12 protein-coding genes are annotated in these 15,564 nt (G+C 48.8%); 6 read left to right on the top strand and 6 right to left on the bottom strand.

Going from position 1 to position 15,564, the window contains the following annotated elements; genetic code table 11:
- Nucleotides 1–272 precede the first annotated feature (272 nt).
- The 4 genes from CSQ88_RS07170 to CSQ88_RS07155 all read left to right on the top strand — a co-directional run bounded on the left by CSQ88_RS07170 (nt 273) and on the right by CSQ88_RS07155 (nt 4,145).
- Complete coding sequence (locus CSQ88_RS07170) at nt 273–977, top strand: ABC transporter substrate-binding protein (RefSeq protein ID WP_180273570.1); 705 nt, start codon at nt 273–275, stop codon at nt 975–977.
- A 381-nt stretch (nt 978–1,358) separates the two neighbouring features.
- On the top strand, nt 1,359–2,135 hold the full coding sequence (locus CSQ88_RS07165) for a transporter substrate-binding domain-containing protein (RefSeq protein ID WP_218963026.1): 777 nt from the start codon (nt 1,359–1,361) through the stop codon (nt 2,133–2,135).
- 95 nt (nt 2,136–2,230) lie between these two features.
- Nucleotides 2,231–2,899 (top strand): amino acid ABC transporter permease, encoded by a 669-nt coding sequence (locus CSQ88_RS07160; RefSeq protein WP_099397416.1) that lies wholly within the window; start codon nt 2,231–2,233, stop codon nt 2,897–2,899.
- Between the two features lie 31 nt (nt 2,900–2,930).
- Nucleotides 2,931–4,145 carry an MFS transporter gene (locus CSQ88_RS07155; protein ID WP_099397415.1) on the top strand — a complete coding sequence of 405 codons (1,215 nt, stop codon included), beginning with the start codon at nt 2,931–2,933 and terminating at the stop codon, nt 4,143–4,145.
- Nucleotides 4,146–4,162: 17 nt separating this feature from the next.
- On the opposite strand, the gene CSQ88_RS07150 is transcribed toward CSQ88_RS07155, so the two are convergent.
- Entirely contained in the window at nt 4,163–4,930 is a 768-nt protein-coding gene (locus CSQ88_RS07150; RefSeq protein ID WP_180273569.1) for an ABC transporter substrate-binding protein, read from the bottom strand.
- Nucleotides 4,931–5,203: 273 nt separating this feature from the next.
- Here CSQ88_RS07150 and CSQ88_RS07145 point away from each other — a divergent pair, with 273 nt between their 5' ends.
- Nucleotides 5,204–6,214, top strand: a complete 1,011-nt coding sequence (locus CSQ88_RS07145) for a M14 family zinc carboxypeptidase (RefSeq protein ID WP_099397413.1) — start codon at nt 5,204–5,206, stop codon at nt 6,212–6,214.
- A complete protein-coding gene (locus CSQ88_RS07140; RefSeq protein ID WP_099397412.1) occupies nt 6,211–6,948 on the top strand; it encodes an alpha/beta fold hydrolase in 738 nt (245 codons plus the stop codon). Before CSQ88_RS07145 ends, CSQ88_RS07140 begins: the two co-directional genes overlap by 4 nt.
- On the opposite strand, the gene CSQ88_RS07135 is transcribed toward CSQ88_RS07140, so the two are convergent.
- The 5 genes from CSQ88_RS07135 to glgB all read right to left on the bottom strand — a co-directional run bounded on the left by CSQ88_RS07135 (nt 6,931) and on the right by glgB (nt 15,435).
- Nucleotides 6,931–7,656 (bottom strand): 1-acylglycerol-3-phosphate O-acyltransferase, encoded by a 726-nt coding sequence (locus CSQ88_RS07135; RefSeq protein WP_099397411.1) that lies wholly within the window; start codon nt 7,654–7,656, stop codon nt 6,931–6,933. The two genes, CSQ88_RS07140 and CSQ88_RS07135, sit on opposite strands and share 18 nt — an antisense overlap.
- A gap of 237 nt (nt 7,657–7,893) precedes the next feature.
- Complete coding sequence (locus tag CSQ88_RS07130) at nt 7,894–8,556, bottom strand: OmpA family protein (RefSeq protein WP_099397410.1); 663 nt, start codon at nt 8,554–8,556, stop codon at nt 7,894–7,896.
- Nucleotides 8,557–8,872: 316 nt separating this feature from the next.
- Nucleotides 8,873–10,498 carry an alpha-D-glucose phosphate-specific phosphoglucomutase gene (locus CSQ88_RS07125; protein WP_257212513.1) on the bottom strand — a complete coding sequence of 542 codons (1,626 nt, stop codon included), beginning with the start codon at nt 10,496–10,498 and terminating at the stop codon, nt 8,873–8,875.
- Nucleotides 10,499–10,968: 470 nt separating this feature from the next.
- Nucleotides 10,969–12,996, bottom strand: a complete 2,028-nt coding sequence (gene glgX, locus CSQ88_RS07120) for a glycogen debranching protein GlgX (RefSeq protein WP_257212512.1) — start codon at nt 12,994–12,996, stop codon at nt 10,969–10,971.
- Nucleotides 12,997–13,260: 264 nt separating this feature from the next.
- Nucleotides 13,261–15,435 carry a 1,4-alpha-glucan branching protein GlgB gene (gene glgB / locus CSQ88_RS07115; RefSeq protein ID WP_218963025.1) on the bottom strand — a complete coding sequence of 725 codons (2,175 nt, stop codon included), beginning with the start codon at nt 15,433–15,435 and terminating at the stop codon, nt 13,261–13,263.
- Nucleotides 15,436–15,564 lie beyond the last annotated feature (129 nt).

Genomic DNA, 15,564 nt, shown 5'->3' with positions numbered 1-15,564 from the left:
TCCTTTTTTTATATCATTTGGCTATAAAAAATTGATCTGTTAGTGCTTTCCTGTGGAACTTTTGGCCAGGCATTCAGGCTCTGGCATCCTAGGGCTTGTGTTGTACTTTGCTCATGAAAGGTCTAAAACAAAGCATCAGCTCAACAAAGAAGGCAGTGAATAACGCGGATGAATGCTCGTCAGCCCCTGCCAGCTTTCTTTACTCCAGGCTTTCACATTTTCAAGCACCTTTTTATCAGCAAGCAGGTGTGCCGCCTTATTTGGATAAAAAAATGAAATTTATTCTCTTTTTATTCAGTCTGATCTCAGGCCATGCGCTGGCCTTAACACTCACTACTGAAGACTATCCGCCTTTTAATATTGTCGATCCCAAAACACAAAAGGTCAGCGGCATTTCTACAGAAAAAGTAAGTGAAGTCATGCGGCGCAGCAAAGAAGCTTTTACTATCACGCCCTACCCTTGGCTAAGAGCATTTCAATTAGCGCAAAAAGAAACAGACACCTGTGTTTTTTCAACCACGCGCACACCAGAGCGCGAGGCTTTATTTAAATGGGTAGGCCCGTTAGTCAAAAACAATTGGTATATCTTTGCCAGAACAGGCGATACCCGCAGCCCTAAAAACCTGAAAGAATTAAAAGCTTATACAATAGGGGCTTACCGGGGTGATGCCATTGCAGAGTATTTAGAAAAAAATGGCTTTAAAACTGATCTTGCCAAAGCAGATGAAGATAACCCGCAAAAACTGCTCAGCAACCGTTTTGATTTCTGGGCTAGTGGCGAGCTGCTGGGGCTGTATCTTTTAAAAAGAAAAAACCTGAGTGATAAAATCATTCCTATTTTGCTGTTTAACCAGACAGAAATGTATCTGGCCTGTAATTTAAAAACCAGCCAGGCAAAAATAGACAATTTCAATAAAACATTACAGGATATGGATAAAGACGGTACCAACCTCGCCATCGAAAATAAATATCACTGATACCCTGCCCATCCGTATTTCAGCCCCCCCATCAATTCAGTTTCCCGGCCGCATTAAACTCCATCTTTGCAATAAATATTCAATACAAAAACCCCATATTGCACATTAAAATCTGACCTTCCTGCATAGAAAATACGGCGCTTTCCCGCAAATCTGAATATTCGGCAAAGCCTGTAAACGAGCAGCCTGGATTACTTTAAACGGAAGAGGTAAGTCTTTTTTTGGCTATCCAGCTTCTGCCTCAGCAAGCCAAAATCTGTAGCCTCTGAGCACAGGCAAAATTACCATGCCAATAGCAAGCAAAAAATACTGTTCAGCTTTCAGCAATCATGCGAATATTGCATTTGGAAGCAATACTTTAGATCAAAAATGAATATAAATATGCGCAAATTCTTACTTGCAGCCAGCCTGCTGGGCTTTACCCTGCATGCCTCTGCCGCTGATTTACTGGATACCGTAAAACAACGCGGAACCTTAAAAATTGCAGTTGAAGGCACTTACCCTCCATTTAACTACAAAGAAAACAATGAATTAACAGGGTTTGAAGTTGAATTGGCCAAAGCCTTAGCCCAAAAGCTGGGTGTAAAAGCGGAATTCAGCACCAGCGAATGGAGCGCAATGCTGGCAGGCTTACAAGCTGGCAAGTACGATATTGTGATCAATCAGGTTGGTATTACTGATAAACGCAAGGAGACTTTTGACTTCTCCGAGCCTTACACCATCTCCAGCCCGCAGCTGATTGTGCGCAGCAATGAAACACGCAGCTTTAAAAATCTGGATGATTTAAAAGGCAAAAAACTAGGTCTTGGCCAGGGCACTAATTACGCAGACATCGCTAAGGCAGTTGGCAGGATTGATGTTAAAACCTATCCAGGCTCGCAAGAATATTTACAAGACCTGGCCCTTGGCCGCATTGATGCAGCACTGAACGACAGCCTGCTGATTCCGTACATTGTAAAGAAAACCAAGCTGCCGCTTAAAGCAGGCGCGCCCTTGGGTGATCTTGAAAAATCAGGCATCCCTTTTGTGAAAGGCAACCCTAAATTTAAGGCCTCGCTCAATAAAGCCTTGGCGGATTTACAAGCAGATGGTAGTTTCACAAAAATCTCGAAAAAATGGTTTGACCGTGATGTAAGCAAACCGCCTGTTGCACAGTAAAATATCATGGCAGATTCCCAACACACAGAATCTGCCAGATGAGCAAGACCTGCGCCCCCTGTAATAACCGGGGGCTTTTATTTTTGGAGTGATTAATGGATTTACCCGGTTTAATTCAGCTGCTTAAAGACGCCTTTCCTATCCTGCTGCAAGGCGCAGGCTATACGCTGTTTCTAGCTTTGGCTTCCATGCTGGGTGGATTACTGATCGCCATACTGGTTGTCATAATCCGGCTGAGCAAGTTACCCGTGCTGGCGCAGTTAAGCGCCGTGTATGTCAGCTGCATCCGTGGCACACCACTGTTAGTGCAACTCTTTGTGATTTATTTTGGCCTGCCCAGTATCGGCATCCAATTTGAGCCGCTGACAGCCGGTGTACTGGCACTGAGCCTGAATGTCGGCGCCTACTTATCTGAAACGCTGCGTGGCTCTATCAATGGCATTACACAGGGCCAGTGGGACGCGGGTAAAAGCTTGGGGCTGACCAACAGCCAGACGCTGCGCTATGTCGTGGCGCCACAAGCTTTGCGCCTGGCCGTGCCCAGCCTTTCTAACAGCCTGATCAGCCTGATTAAAGATACCTCACTGGTTTCGGTGATTTCGGTCAGCGAGCTGATGCTGGCAAGTAAGGAAGTAATTGCCACCACCTTTCAGCCTTTCCCGCTTTATTTGGCTGCGGCAGCCATTTACTGGGCAATGAGTGCCTCATTTGAAGGCGTACAAAGAAAGCTGGAAGAAAGACTTAACAAAATGTATATCAGATAAACACACAGCCCGATCGGGCAGAGGCCTTTCAATGAGCGAGCCCGCCAGCTTACGCAAAAGCAAGGCCTTTATTTTATTCTGGTTTACCCGCGTGCTCAGCGCGAGTGGCTTCCAGATTTTATCGGTTGCACTGGCGTGGCAGGTGTACTCGCAAAGCCACCAGGTTTTAGATCTTGGCCTGATTGGCCTTGCACAATTTGCACCGCGCCTTTTGTTTATGCTCTCTGCAGGCGATGCAGCAGATCGCTATGACAGGGGCCGTATTGTGGCCATCAGCCAGCTGGTACAAGCGCTGACAGCACTGGCGCTGGCCTGGGTGGCCACTCAGGCACAGCTTGGCCGTGAATGGATTTTTCTGCTGGCCGTGATTCTGGGCACCGCCCGCACCTTTGAAATGCCCGCCCTGCAGGCTTTGTTACCGAGCCTGGTTCCATCAGCCCTGCTGCCCTCCGCTTTAGCGGCATCCTCATCCGGCATGCAGGCCGCCACGATTATCTCGCCTGCTCTGGGCGGTTTTTTATATGTATTGGGTGCCAGCAGCGTGTATAGCATCAGCGCAGCGCTCTATTTACTGGCACTCTGGCTGATCATGCAATTACCTGCCGCCTTGCCCAGAGCCATCAGCACCGAGGCACGCCTGCCCGCCTTACTGGCAGGGATACGCTATATCCGCAGCAAACCCGAGCTGCTCGGTGCTATCTCGCTTGATCTCTTTGCCGTTTTACTTGGCGGAGCCACCGCCCTGCTGCCGGTTTATGCCCGGGATATCCTGCTCACCGGCCCGGTGGGGCTGGGTGCATTACGCTCTGCACCTGCAGTTGGTGCCTTAGGGATGTCCGTCTGGCTGGCCTGGTACCCGCCGCAGCGGCGGGTGGGCAAGCTGATGTTTGCTGCCGTAGCGCTTTTTGGCATCGCAACCATGGTGTTTGGGGCATCCCGCTCATTTCCCTTATCACTGCTGGCGCTCGTGATCCTGGGGGCAAGCGATATGATTAGTGTGGTTATCCGATCATCGCTGGTACAGCTTGAAACGCCGGATGAAATGCGGGGCAGAGTCAGCGCCGTCAATGCGCTTTTTATTGGCGCATCCAACCAGTTGGGGGAATTTGAATCAGGCCTGACAGCGGCCGCATTCGGTACCGTGCCATCGGTCATAATGGGTGGCGCAGGCACCCTGATGGTAGCAGGCATCTGGATCAAAAAATTTCCGGCACTTGCAAAAAGGGACCGGCTTTATAAGAGGTAATGCAGGCCGCAGAATAATTACTGGGTATATTCATTAATCATTTTCGTAATAATGCCGGTTTTTTTCAGCTCTTCAATAGCCATATTCATTTTTAAAATAAAGTCTTCTTTTTCAGGCCACTTATACTCACTGCCATACGCAATAAAGGCATCTTCTTCAGAAATTTCTGCCGCTTCAATTAGTTTTATTTTTGATGCCTCAAACGCATTTTTCCATTTTCTCAGACTGTAAATAACGGATAATCTGTCATTCGCATAACAAGCGATCCGGCCCACCAGTAATTTTTTAATATTTGGATCATTGCCTTTCACCTCCTCAATACTCAGCCTGCCTGATTTAACCGCAGCCACCATTTTGTCACCTAGTGTAAATCCAAGATTAACGCCAATAAGCAAACCATAAAAATCATTTGGAAATACCTTATGAGAGGGAGAAATCATATCTTCCCGGCAAAACAGCACCACGCGCTCCCGGTAAACTGGCACAGAATAAGCCTGTATATAACGGCGGTCTTTATTCAGATAAGGCGGAAACAAAGCAAAAACACGGCCATTTTCAATGCCTTTTAAACCACGCTTCCATGGAACAGGCCGCAGCTCCAGCAAATAATCAGGGGCCAGTTTTTCTGCTGCAAGCTTTAAAAAATCAACATAAATGCCTTTATATTGCCCGTTTTCAATAAAAGAATAAGGTGCATAATCATCATCGCCTTCGATAATGACTTTCTCTGCCGCAGATATTTTTGCTGCAAAAAGTAAAAGCATATAAGCAAGGAAAAGCTTCATCAGCTGGCCCCTTATCCGGCAGAAAAAGTAAAACATTGTCCAGACTTCCGCCTTCAGAATAGTCCATGATGCTTGTTTCACCCTGCTTAAAGCGGAGCGCACAAACAGGCAACCCGCTGAGCGCTATTTCTGCAGCCCAGCCGGCTTCCACTAAAAATCAAGGACTTAAAAACCACAGAATCGTTTTAACAGAGGATTTAAAACCTGCAAGCCACAGGCAAGTCACTTACTATCAAGTATTCTGACTAAAACTGATCACTGAATAGGTAAGCCATGCTGCAATTGCCTGAACTGGTTGAACTGGAAGAAATCATCCTGCAGGCAGGTGATGCACTCCATTTACAACAGCATGGTGAGGTCAAAAGTGCAGAAATCAGCTTTCCCCTTTACAGCATCAGTATGGGCAGCCAAAAACCCGAAGCGCCTGTGCTTGGTTTTTTTGGCGGCGTGCACGGGCTGGAGCGCATCGGCAGCCAGATTGTGCTGGCATTTTTGCGCTCTTTATTAGTCAGGCAGCGCTGGGACAGCAGCTTGCAGCGCAAGCTGGAAACCATGCGCCTTGTCTTTATGCCGCTGATTAATCCCATCGGGATTGCCCGTGGCACCCGCAGCAACGGGCGTGGCGTCGATTTAATGCGTAATGCCCCGGTTGAATCCAGTGAAAAGACCTCCTTTCTGGTGGGGGGCCACCGCATCAGCCCTCTTTTGCCCTGGTACAGAGGTGAATTTAATTCACAAATGGAATTAGAAAACCAGGCGCTTTGCCATGTGGTTAAAACTCAATTACTCAGCAGCCCATTCAGCATCGCGCTCGATTGTCATTCGGGATTTGGCTTAAGAGACAGAATATGGTTTCCCTATGCCCACACCCGCAGCCCTTTTCCTAATTTACCTGAAATCTATGCGCTAAAAGCTTTGTTTGATCAAAGCTATCCGCACCACCCCTATGTCATTGAGCCGCAGGCTTTACAATATTGCACCCATGGGGATATTTGGGACTATCTGTATCAGGAGAATAGCGGCAGCGGCCATTTATTTCTGCCGCTCACGCTGGAATTAGGCTCATGGTTATGGGTAAAAAAAAACCCCCGGCAATTAATGTCGCTGCTGGGGTTATTTAATCCTATTGTGCCACACCGTCAGCAGCGCGTATTACGCAGCCATTTATTACTTTTTGAATTTTTATTACGCGCAGTGCACGATCACACTCACTGGCTTCCTAAAACCAATCATTATTTAAACTGTAAAGAAGAAGCGGAAGCTTTATGGTACGGAATACTATGAAAACATGGGTTTTATTACGCGGGCTGATGCGGGAATCCAGGCATTGGGGTGAATTTATTCCCAAGCTGCAAACGGCTTACCCCAATGACAGACTGATCACAATTGACTGGCCGGGCAATGGCCTTTTGCATCAGGAAAAAAGCCTGATCGATATCAGCGATATGGTCAGCCATATCCGCCAGACTTTAATTAATCAGCAATGCAGCGGCCCATTTTATGTGCTGGCCATATCCCTTGGGGCAATGGCTGCCGTTGCATGGGCCAATGCGTTTCCAAAAGAAATACGGGCCTGCATTCTGATCAATACCAGTTTGCGGCCCTTTAATCCTTTTTATCACCGCCTGCGCCTGCAAAGCCTTCCCGCTTTAATCCGCGTATTATTCAGTGATACGGCGGGCAAAGAAAAAATCATTTTAGAATTAACCAGCACCCGCCAGCCTCAGGCCGCATTAGCCCAATGGATTCAATTTCAAAAAGAGTTTCCTGTTTCACGAGCCAATATCCTGCGCCAACTCGCTGCAGCGATGTTTTATCGTGCCAGCAAACCCGATGTACCGCTTTTACTGTTATCCGGGGCCAAAGATCAGCTGGTCAGCCCGGCCTGCTCGCAAACGCTGGCAGAAAAATGGCAAGTGCCCTGCTGGGTTAACACACAGGCAGGGCACGATTTACCGCTGGACGACGGCGATTGGGTACTCAATAAACTGGCCCTGTATTTAATGAGCCTGCATTAATTGCTCATCAAGCGCCTGAATACACGCTTGCATTTGATTGCGGCATTGCTCAATTAAAGCGGGTAAATCATCCTGCGTTAAGCCCACAGTAGGAATAGGAGCCAGCGATTTCATCAAAAGCTCGGTGCCCTGCCACTGATTAAGCTGCATATGATTAATATAGGTGCTCACACAGACCGGCAAAATAGGCACACCCGCATTAATCGCCATTTGAAAAGCCCCTTTTTTAAAGGGCAATAAACCACGGCCTTTATTACGAGTGCCTTCTACAAAAACCCAGATTGATGTGTCTTTATGCTGCAAGGTATCTGTGGTGGCCAGCATGGCTTTTTTAGCCCGCTGAGAATTGCCACGGTCTATCAGCACATTGCCCGCCAGCCAGAATAGCTGGCCAAAAAATGGGATCCATTTCAGGCTTTTTTTACCAATCGTTACGGTGCGCGCTGGCACCGCGCCACCAAAAACAAAGAGGTCATAGTTTGACTGGTGATTCGCAATAATCACGCAAGAGCGCTGATGCTCCAGTAAATCTTTTATCTCGGCCTTTACTTTAAAGCCAAGAATACGCATGGCAGGCAGCGAATAAAGGCGCCCGCAAAGGCGACTATTATCGGGATTAAACGGGCGGCAGAGTCCAATCAGGATGCCAATCATGCCAGCTAAAATAAAGTGCACCGACATCAAAAGCATACGAAGCGAATAAAGCATACAAGCGCCCATGGTAAGAAAGGGCAGCAGTGTACGGATCTATGGGCTACTTCACAATCAAAGTCGCCGAATGGTTGAGCATGATCAGATTCAGCAATAGAGATTTAAAGCCCCAACAAAGAGGGCCAGTGTATTTCATAGCGAACGATTAAATCGTTCACCATGAAACACACAGGCCCTCCTGAAGGCGCTTTCATCTACCGGCTTTTAACCAGCAATATGTGTTTACCAAAAAGCTTATGCGGCTACCGGCACAATACGTAATTCAACGCGGCGATTTAAGCTGCGCCCTGCTTCAGTCTCATTACTTGCCCGCGGCTCTGTCTTGCCCCGGCCCAAAGCATCAAGACGAATCGCATTCACATTACGGCTGACAAAATAATCGGATACGGCCTGAGCACGTCGCTCGGAAACACTTTGATTAATGGCAACGCTGCCGGTGTTATCGGTATGACCCACAATAGAAATGCTGGTTTTGCCATATTGGTTCACAATTTTGGCAATCTTATCGAGTGTTGGGGTATAGCCTGGCTTTAGCACTGAAGAATTAGTATCAAAACCGGTGCTTGAAGTCATGCTCACCAGCAGTGACTGATCAGCCATTTTTTGTACGGTGATATCACCACGCTGAATTTCTGCTGCTAATTGCTGCTGAAAATCTTTGGTTTGCTTATCCATATAATAGCCAATACCGCCCCCCGCCAGGCCACCACCCACAGCACCAATCAAGGCGCCCTTGCCACGATTATTATGATTAATTGCAGCACCGGCTACCGCACCACCTACCACACCAATCAAAGCGCCCAGCTCAGTTTTATTTAAATCGCGCTTTTCCCCCAGATCATTGGTGGCACACGCTGAAAGCGTTAACGCAAGAATAAGAGGAAGGGTGATACGCATGCGAACTCCTTTTGAATATGAAATCGAAACATGTTTAAAAAAAACATGCTGATTCAATATTCTGCTGAATGAATAAAGCCCGATTGTAAACGGCTTGGCCTGAAAATCATTCAAAAGGATTTGGGCATATTACCCAATAGGTATAAGTAAAAGACAATATTACTTTTTTAAAACAAAATCTTAAATCAGCCTGAGCATTCAAAATTGAGAGTAAAACGGTAAAAATCCCCTATATAAAAGAGAATAAGCTCACAGCCAGCGGCCTGCTGATTCACCCGCAAAATACCGGTGCAACCAGCAGACCACTAAAACAAGATTAAGTCACAACGGTGGGCTGCACCATACCCGTAAAGGTCTGAATTTGTGCCAGCTCTCGTGAAACTGTAATTAAATCCGCCAGTGCCGCCTGTGTTTCTGCGCCATGCCCAGCTGCATCTGCCTGATATTTTTCCAGGTAAACCCGCAGCGTTGCCCCCGCCGTACCTGTGCCGGAAAGCCGGTAAATAATCCGGTCGCCACCCGCAAAAATAATCCGCACGCCCTGCTTAGCGCTGTGCGAGCCATCTACCGGATCATCGTAAGCAAAATCATCGGTAAGCCTCACCACTTGCCCGCCCAGGCTCTGCCCTGCCAATTCTGGCAGGCGTGCTCTGAGAGCAGCCATCAGGTTTTCCGCTGCATCACTGGCAATCTCTTCAAAATCATGGCGCGAATAAATATGGCGGCCAAAACGTGCCCAGTGTGCAGTGATGATTTCTTCTACCGATTTGCCCGTTACGGCCAGCAGATTCAGCCAGAACAGCACCGCCCACACGCCGTCTTTTTCCCGCACATGATCCGATCCCGTGCCATAGCTTTCTTCACCGCACAGCGTCACCTTGCCCGCATCGAGCAGATTGCCAAAAAACTTCCAGCCGGTTGGCGTTTCATAGCAGACAATGCCCAGCGCTTTGGCAACGGCATCCACCGCTGCAGAGGTTGGCATGGATCTGGCCACACCGGCCAGGCCTTTACGATAGCCCGGCACCAGGGTGGCATTCGCGGCCAATACCGCCAGGCTATCCGATGGCGTCACCACAAAATTGCGTCCCAGCACCATATTTCGGTCTGCATCGCCATCGCTGGCCGCTCCAAAATCTGGTGCATAATCTGCTGACATTGAGGCAATCAGCTCAGTAGCATGGGCAGGATTGGGGTCCGGATGATGACCGCCAAAGTCTTCCAGCGGCACGCCATTCACCACCGTACCGCGAGGCGCACCAAGCAGACCTTCTATAATCTCTGCCGCATAGGGGCCAGCAACCGCCGACATGGCATCAAACTGCATACGGTTGCCCGCAGCAAACCATGCGCGAATCGCGTCAAAATCAAATAAATCCTGCATCAGTACTGCGTAATCGGCCACCGGATCGATGATCTCTACCGCCATGCCTGCCACACTAAAGCTGCCAAGCACGTCCAAATCTAAATCCGCCGCATCGCTGATCTGGTACTGGCTGATGCTGCTAGTGTGCTGGTAAATCGCTTCGGTGATTTTTTCTGCGGCCGGGCCGCCATTATCGGTATTGTATTTAATGCCAAAATCGCCATCCGGCCCGCCCGGATTATGGGACGCCGATAAAATAATCCCACCCGTAGCCGCGTATTTACGAATCACGTTGCTGGCCGCTGGCGTGGATAAAATCCCACCCCGCCCGAGAATCACCTGAGCGACGCCATTGGCAGCAGCCATCTTCAAAATAATCTGCACCGCCACCCGATTATAAAAACGCCCGTCCCCACCCAAAACCAGGGTGCCGCCTTTAAGTGCAGGCACAGCATTAAAAATGGCCTGAACAAAGTTTTCTAAATAATGCGGCTGCTGAAAAACGGTGACTTTCTTACGTAAGCCCGAAGTACCAGGGCGCTGACCAGCGACAGGCTGTGTATTGACGACTTTCAAACGGAGTTCCTTATAAATAACAGGGCTTATCTTACGAAAACCCAAACCCTGAACCACCGAGGACTCGGAGAACGCGGAGTTTCACGGAGAAAAGCGATTGAGTGATCCGTACTTACGAGCTAACTAAACTTGGTTTTACTTATATTTGAATACAACGTAATAAACATAATGATTACGCTCTCGGCATCGGGCTTTTACTCCCCTTGAAGCACGCCGAAGCGAGGAATAAGCGGGGCGGGGTAGTCGTCAATTCGTGTTTGAGCGCAGCGAGTTGAATTGACGCCGCCTCGATTGTCCGCAGTGAGGGGCCTTCGTGCTGGTCGGGGCGGCCTTCTTTTGGTTCTTTTCTTGGCCGTTCAAGAAAAGAACGCCCCCACGGTGGCTACCGTTCCTAAATCAACGTGCCGAAGGCACTAAAAAGCCAGTAGATATAAAGCGCAAAGCGTTTCATATCTATTAAAAAATCAACTTCAACTACTCTCCAAAATCGTCACGCTCCTTGCGGCCACACGGCAGTCGTGAGGATTAATTTCTGATTCTGCATCCCCTGTGCTGGCTAGTCTCAGCCCCCACATCCCTGCTGGCAAGCGAAAATGTACCTGGTGAGCGGATGCATTAATCATGATCAATAAACGCCCGCCCAGCTGTATCATCATCGCCCGCCCACCTGCATCTTCCCAGTCATGCGAATGAAGCGGCGCGCCAGAAGGGTTGAGCCATTCTACGTCGGCCCTTCCCCATTCATCATGAATGCCGGTCCACCAGCGCCCAGACATCAACACATCGCAGGATTTACGAACAGCAATCAGCTCCGCTACATACTCAACCAACCCCGGCTCAGCCAGCTGCCAGTTCAGCCAGTTAATTTCATTATCCTGACAATAGGCATTGTTATTGCCCTGCTTAGTATGCCCCAGCTCGTCTCCGGCCAGAAACATGGGGGTGCCTTGCGCTAATAAAACGGTTGCCAGCATAGCTTTCATCGAGCGTAATCGCAATATATTCACGCCGTTATCTTTGCTTGGCCCTTCCTCGCCACAATTCCAGCTTAAATTATGATTATGCCCGTCGCGGTTATGCTCTTTATTAGACTGATTATGCTTATGATTATATGAAACCATATCACGCAGATTAAAGCCGTCATGGGCACAGATAAAATTCACCACCGCAATGGGTCGCCGCCCCTGGCGATGAAATGAATCACTTGATGCGGCAAAGCGCTGGGCAAACAGTGCACGGTGTACGCCATCGTGCAGCCAGAATTTGCGCATCACATCACGAAACTGATCAGACCATTCTGCCCAGCCATTTGGGAAATGCCCAAGCTGATAGCCGCCGTGCCCCACATCCCATGGCTCGGCAATTAATTTAACCCCGGATAAAAGCGGATCTTGCCCAATCGCAATAAAAAAAGGCGCTTGCGGGCTGAAATGCTGATCCACCCGGCCAAGAATTGGCGCTAAATCAAATCTGAAGCCATCTACATGGCATTGGCTCACCCAATAACGCAAACTATCCATCACCATTTGTAAAACACGCGGGTGGCTTAAATTAAGCACATTGCCGCAGCCAGACCAGTTTTCATACTGATCAGGCTGCCCTGGCTTTAATACATAGTAATTGGCATTGTCGATACCGCGCAGGGATAAAGTCGGCCCCATATCGCTCGATTCAGCGGTATGGTTAAACACCACATCCAGCAATACCTCCACCCCAATGCCATGCAAGGCTTTCACCATATCGCGAAATTCGGATAAAGGCGTGGTGCCTTCTCGCCCCGACCAATAATGAGTTTCCGGTGCAAAAAACCCCAGGCTGTTATAACCCCAATAATTACTTAAACCCTGTTTTAATAAATGCGATTCATCGGTAAAAAAATGAATGGGAAGTAATTCAACAGCGGTAATACCCAGTTTTTTTAAATGCGCCAATATGGCGGGATGCGCTAATCCTGCGTAGCTGCCCCGTATTTCTTCCGGCACATCAGGATGCAGCATGGTCATGCCGCGAACATGGGCCTCATAAATAATCGTTTCGGCTAAAGGAATATGCGGCGGCTTTTCATCACCCCAGTCGTAAGGCTCGGCAACCACCTTCGCCTTGATGGCAATTGCCGCGTTGTCGATCGGATCAGGCAAGCCCGGCTGATCTTCCTGATAGCCAAAGCTGCGCGGATCATTACTGAACTCGCCCACAATGGCATGTGCATAGGGATCAAGCAGCACTTTATTGGGGTTAAAGCGATGCCCCTGCGAGGGCTGATAAGGACCATGCACACGATAGCCATAAACCAATCCGGCAGGCGCATCGGGCAAATAGCCGTGCCAGACATCGTTTGTGCATTCTGTCAGCTCAAAACGTGCGGCTTCGTTAATTCCTGAAGCATCAAACAGGCACAGCTCCACCCTTGTAGCGTGCTCAGAAAACAAGGCAAAGTTCACACCATCCCCATCAAAGGTTGCACCCAGCGGATACGGCGTTCCTTCTTCCAGCTTCATACGAGCTCCCTTTTTTATTACGCAATATTAAATAACTAAACCTTGAACCACAGAAGACACAGAGAACACGGAGCGCCACAGAGAAATTCACAAAGAGGATTAATCATTTATGGCTTATTTAAATTTACTAAAAATTTAATATTATCTTTTACAAAAAAAGCCATAACATATTCATTAAAAAAGCATTCCTCTTTGAATTTCCATATCCTCAGTTTTTTTAATATATAACAATATTTCAAATATCCAAATCACCTGGATATTGAGTTAATCCCCCAGCCACTTAAAATAAAGCGTCGCTAAAGGTGGTATCGTCATCGCTAAGGATTGCGGGTATTGCTGGCTGGCGATATTTTCACTCTGACATTCACTATTGCCCACATTACCCCCCTGGTAATACATCGAATCCGTATTAATGACTTCAATATAGCGCCCGGCATTAGGCACGCCTACCCGGTATTGGTGGCGCACTTCGGGGGTAAAGTTAGCGACAATCAGCACAAAGTCATTTTCTGAATGGCGGCTGAACGCAAAAATAGAATGAATTGCATCATCTGCAATAATCCAGTTAAAGCCGCGTGGCTCGAAATCAATTTGATGTAAAGCGGGCTGACTTTGGTAAATCTGATTTAAATCCCGCACTAAAGCCTGCACGCCCCGGTGCCATGCCGATTCAAGCAAATGCCAGTCCAGACTATGCTGATGCGACCACTCCCGCACCTGCGCCCACTCCGAGCCCATAAATAAGAGTTTTTTACCCGGATGCGCCCACATAAAGGCGTAATAGGCGCGCAAATTGGCAAATTGCTGCCAGATATCCCCCGGCATACGGCTGAGTATCGAGCCTTTGCCATGCACCACTTCATCGTGCGAAAGCGGCAGTACAAAGCGCTCATCAAAGGCGTACATCAGGCTAAAGCTCATTTGATTGTGGTGATGCTGGCGATAAATGGGATCAAGCTGCATATAGCCTAGGCTATCGTGCATCCAGCCCATATTCCATTTGTAATTAAAGCCCAGCCCGCCCTTAGCGACAGGCTGAGTCACCGCAGGAAAAGAAGTCGATTCTTCGGCAAAGGTCACGGCATAAGGGCATTCGCTGGCGAGGATTTCACTCATTTCGCGCAAAAAGGCAATCGCCTCTAGGTTTTCCCGCCCGCCCCATTCATTAGGAATCCATTCCCCTGCTGCCCGCGAATAATCGCGGTAGAGCATCGACGCCACCGCATCGACGCGTAAACCATCCACGCCAAAGCGCTCTATCCAATAGAGGGCATTACCAATTAGATAATTTTTAACTTCATTACGCCCGTAGTTATAAATCAGCGTTTTCCAGTCAAGATGAAAACCTTCCCGTGGATCGCTGTGCTCAAACAGGGGCGTACCGTCAAATTGCGCCAGGCCAAAGCTATCCCCAGGGAAATGACCAGGCACCCAATCAAGCAAAACGCCAAGACCCATTTCATGCGCGGCTTGCACAAAGGACTTAAAATCCGCTGCGCTGCCCAACCTTGCCGTTGGTGCATAAAGCCCCAGCGGCTGATAGCCCCAGGAGCCATCAAAGGGGTACTCGCTGATGGGTAACAGCTCCAGATGCGTAAAACCCAGCTCTTTTACATAGGGAAGCAGTTGTGCTGCAAGCTCGTGCCAGTTTAAGCAGCGATAGCCGTCTTCCGGTACGCGCCGCCATGAGCTTAAATGCACTTCATAAATACTGATGGGCGCATCGCCCTGATTAGCCGCCCGCCTGCCAGCAAACTCTGGCACTTTGGGCGGGCATCCTGCCACTTTGGAGGCTGTGCCGGGGCGCAGTTCGGCGGCAAAGGCGTAAGGATCTGCTTTTAACTGACGAGCCCCCGCCTGATCAAGAATCTCAAATTTATAGCAAGCGCCTTGTTCAACGCCGGGAATAAAAACCTCCCAAACGCCGCATTCCCGCCGTAAACGCATGCCATGCCGGCGGCCATCCCATAAATTAAAATCGCCCACCACTGCCACCCGCTGGGCGTTCGGTGCCCACACAGCAAAAACCACACCACTGACATCATCTATTTGCTGCGGGTGAGCGCCCAGTTTCTCAAAGGGGCGATGATGCGTCCCTTCGCTTAATAACCAAACATCCATCTCGCCCAGGATGGGGGCAAAGCGGTAAGGATCTTCCAGCACGATTTCCTGCTCTCCCCACTGCACTGCAAGGCGATAGCTAAATACTTTTTTACGGCGGGGAATATGGCCGGCAAACAGGCCTCGTTCATCAACCAGGCGAAGCGCCACAAGGCGGCTGCCTGTGGCGCTGTCAATCACCACACAGGCGCTGGCATCGGGTAAAAAAGCCCTGACGCAAATCCTGCCGCCATCCAAGTGCATGCCAAGTACGGCAAAGGAATCGCCATAGCCAGCACTGCAGATTGCTTCTGTCAGATCAGAATCGAGCCCGCTCATCATTGCCTGCTTAAGATCATGTTAATCGCACAATATCGCTTTCATCATAGTCATTGCCCCCAGTAAGCGCTCCCCTTCGTGCTCAAAGTCGAGTAAAATGCTCAACTTTAGTGCCTGGCTTTAGCTCAT

The sequence above is a fragment of the Iodobacter sp. BJB302 genome (genome assembly GCF_002735645.1).
In the GTDB taxonomy this organism is placed as follows: Bacteria; Pseudomonadota; Gammaproteobacteria; order Burkholderiales; family Chitinibacteraceae; genus Iodobacter.
Note: the sequence above shows the minus strand (reverse complement) of the source record. Positions and strands in the feature narration are given on the sequence as shown.

Coding starts and splice junctions, on each gene's coding strand:
- CSQ88_RS07170 (WP_180273570.1), top strand. CDS start 273: ATGAAATTTATTCTCTTTTTATTCAGTCTGATCTCAGGCCATGCGCTG.
- CSQ88_RS07165 (WP_218963026.1), top strand. CDS start 1,359: ATGCGCAAATTCTTACTTGCAGCCAGCCTGCTGGGCTTTACCCTGCAT.
- CSQ88_RS07160 (WP_099397416.1), top strand. CDS start 2,231: ATGGATTTACCCGGTTTAATTCAGCTGCTTAAAGACGCCTTTCCTATC.
- CSQ88_RS07155 (WP_099397415.1), top strand. CDS start 2,931: ATGAGCGAGCCCGCCAGCTTACGCAAAAGCAAGGCCTTTATTTTATTC.
- CSQ88_RS07150 (WP_180273569.1), bottom strand. CDS start 4,930: ATGAAGCTTTTCCTTGCTTATATGCTTTTACTTTTTGCAGCAAAAATA.
- CSQ88_RS07145 (WP_099397413.1), top strand. CDS start 5,204: ATGCTGCAATTGCCTGAACTGGTTGAACTGGAAGAAATCATCCTGCAG.
- CSQ88_RS07140 (WP_099397412.1), top strand. CDS start 6,211: ATGAAAACATGGGTTTTATTACGCGGGCTGATGCGGGAATCCAGGCAT.
- CSQ88_RS07135 (WP_099397411.1), bottom strand. CDS start 7,656: ATGCTTTATTCGCTTCGTATGCTTTTGATGTCGGTGCACTTTATTTTA.
- CSQ88_RS07130 (WP_099397410.1), bottom strand. CDS start 8,556: ATGCGTATCACCCTTCCTCTTATTCTTGCGTTAACGCTTTCAGCGTGT.
- glgX (WP_257212512.1), bottom strand. CDS start 12,996: ATGAAGCTGGAAGAAGGAACGCCGTATCCGCTGGGTGCAACCTTTGAT.
- glgB (WP_218963025.1), bottom strand. CDS start 15,435: ATGAGCGGGCTCGATTCTGATCTGACAGAAGCAATCTGCAGTGCTGGC.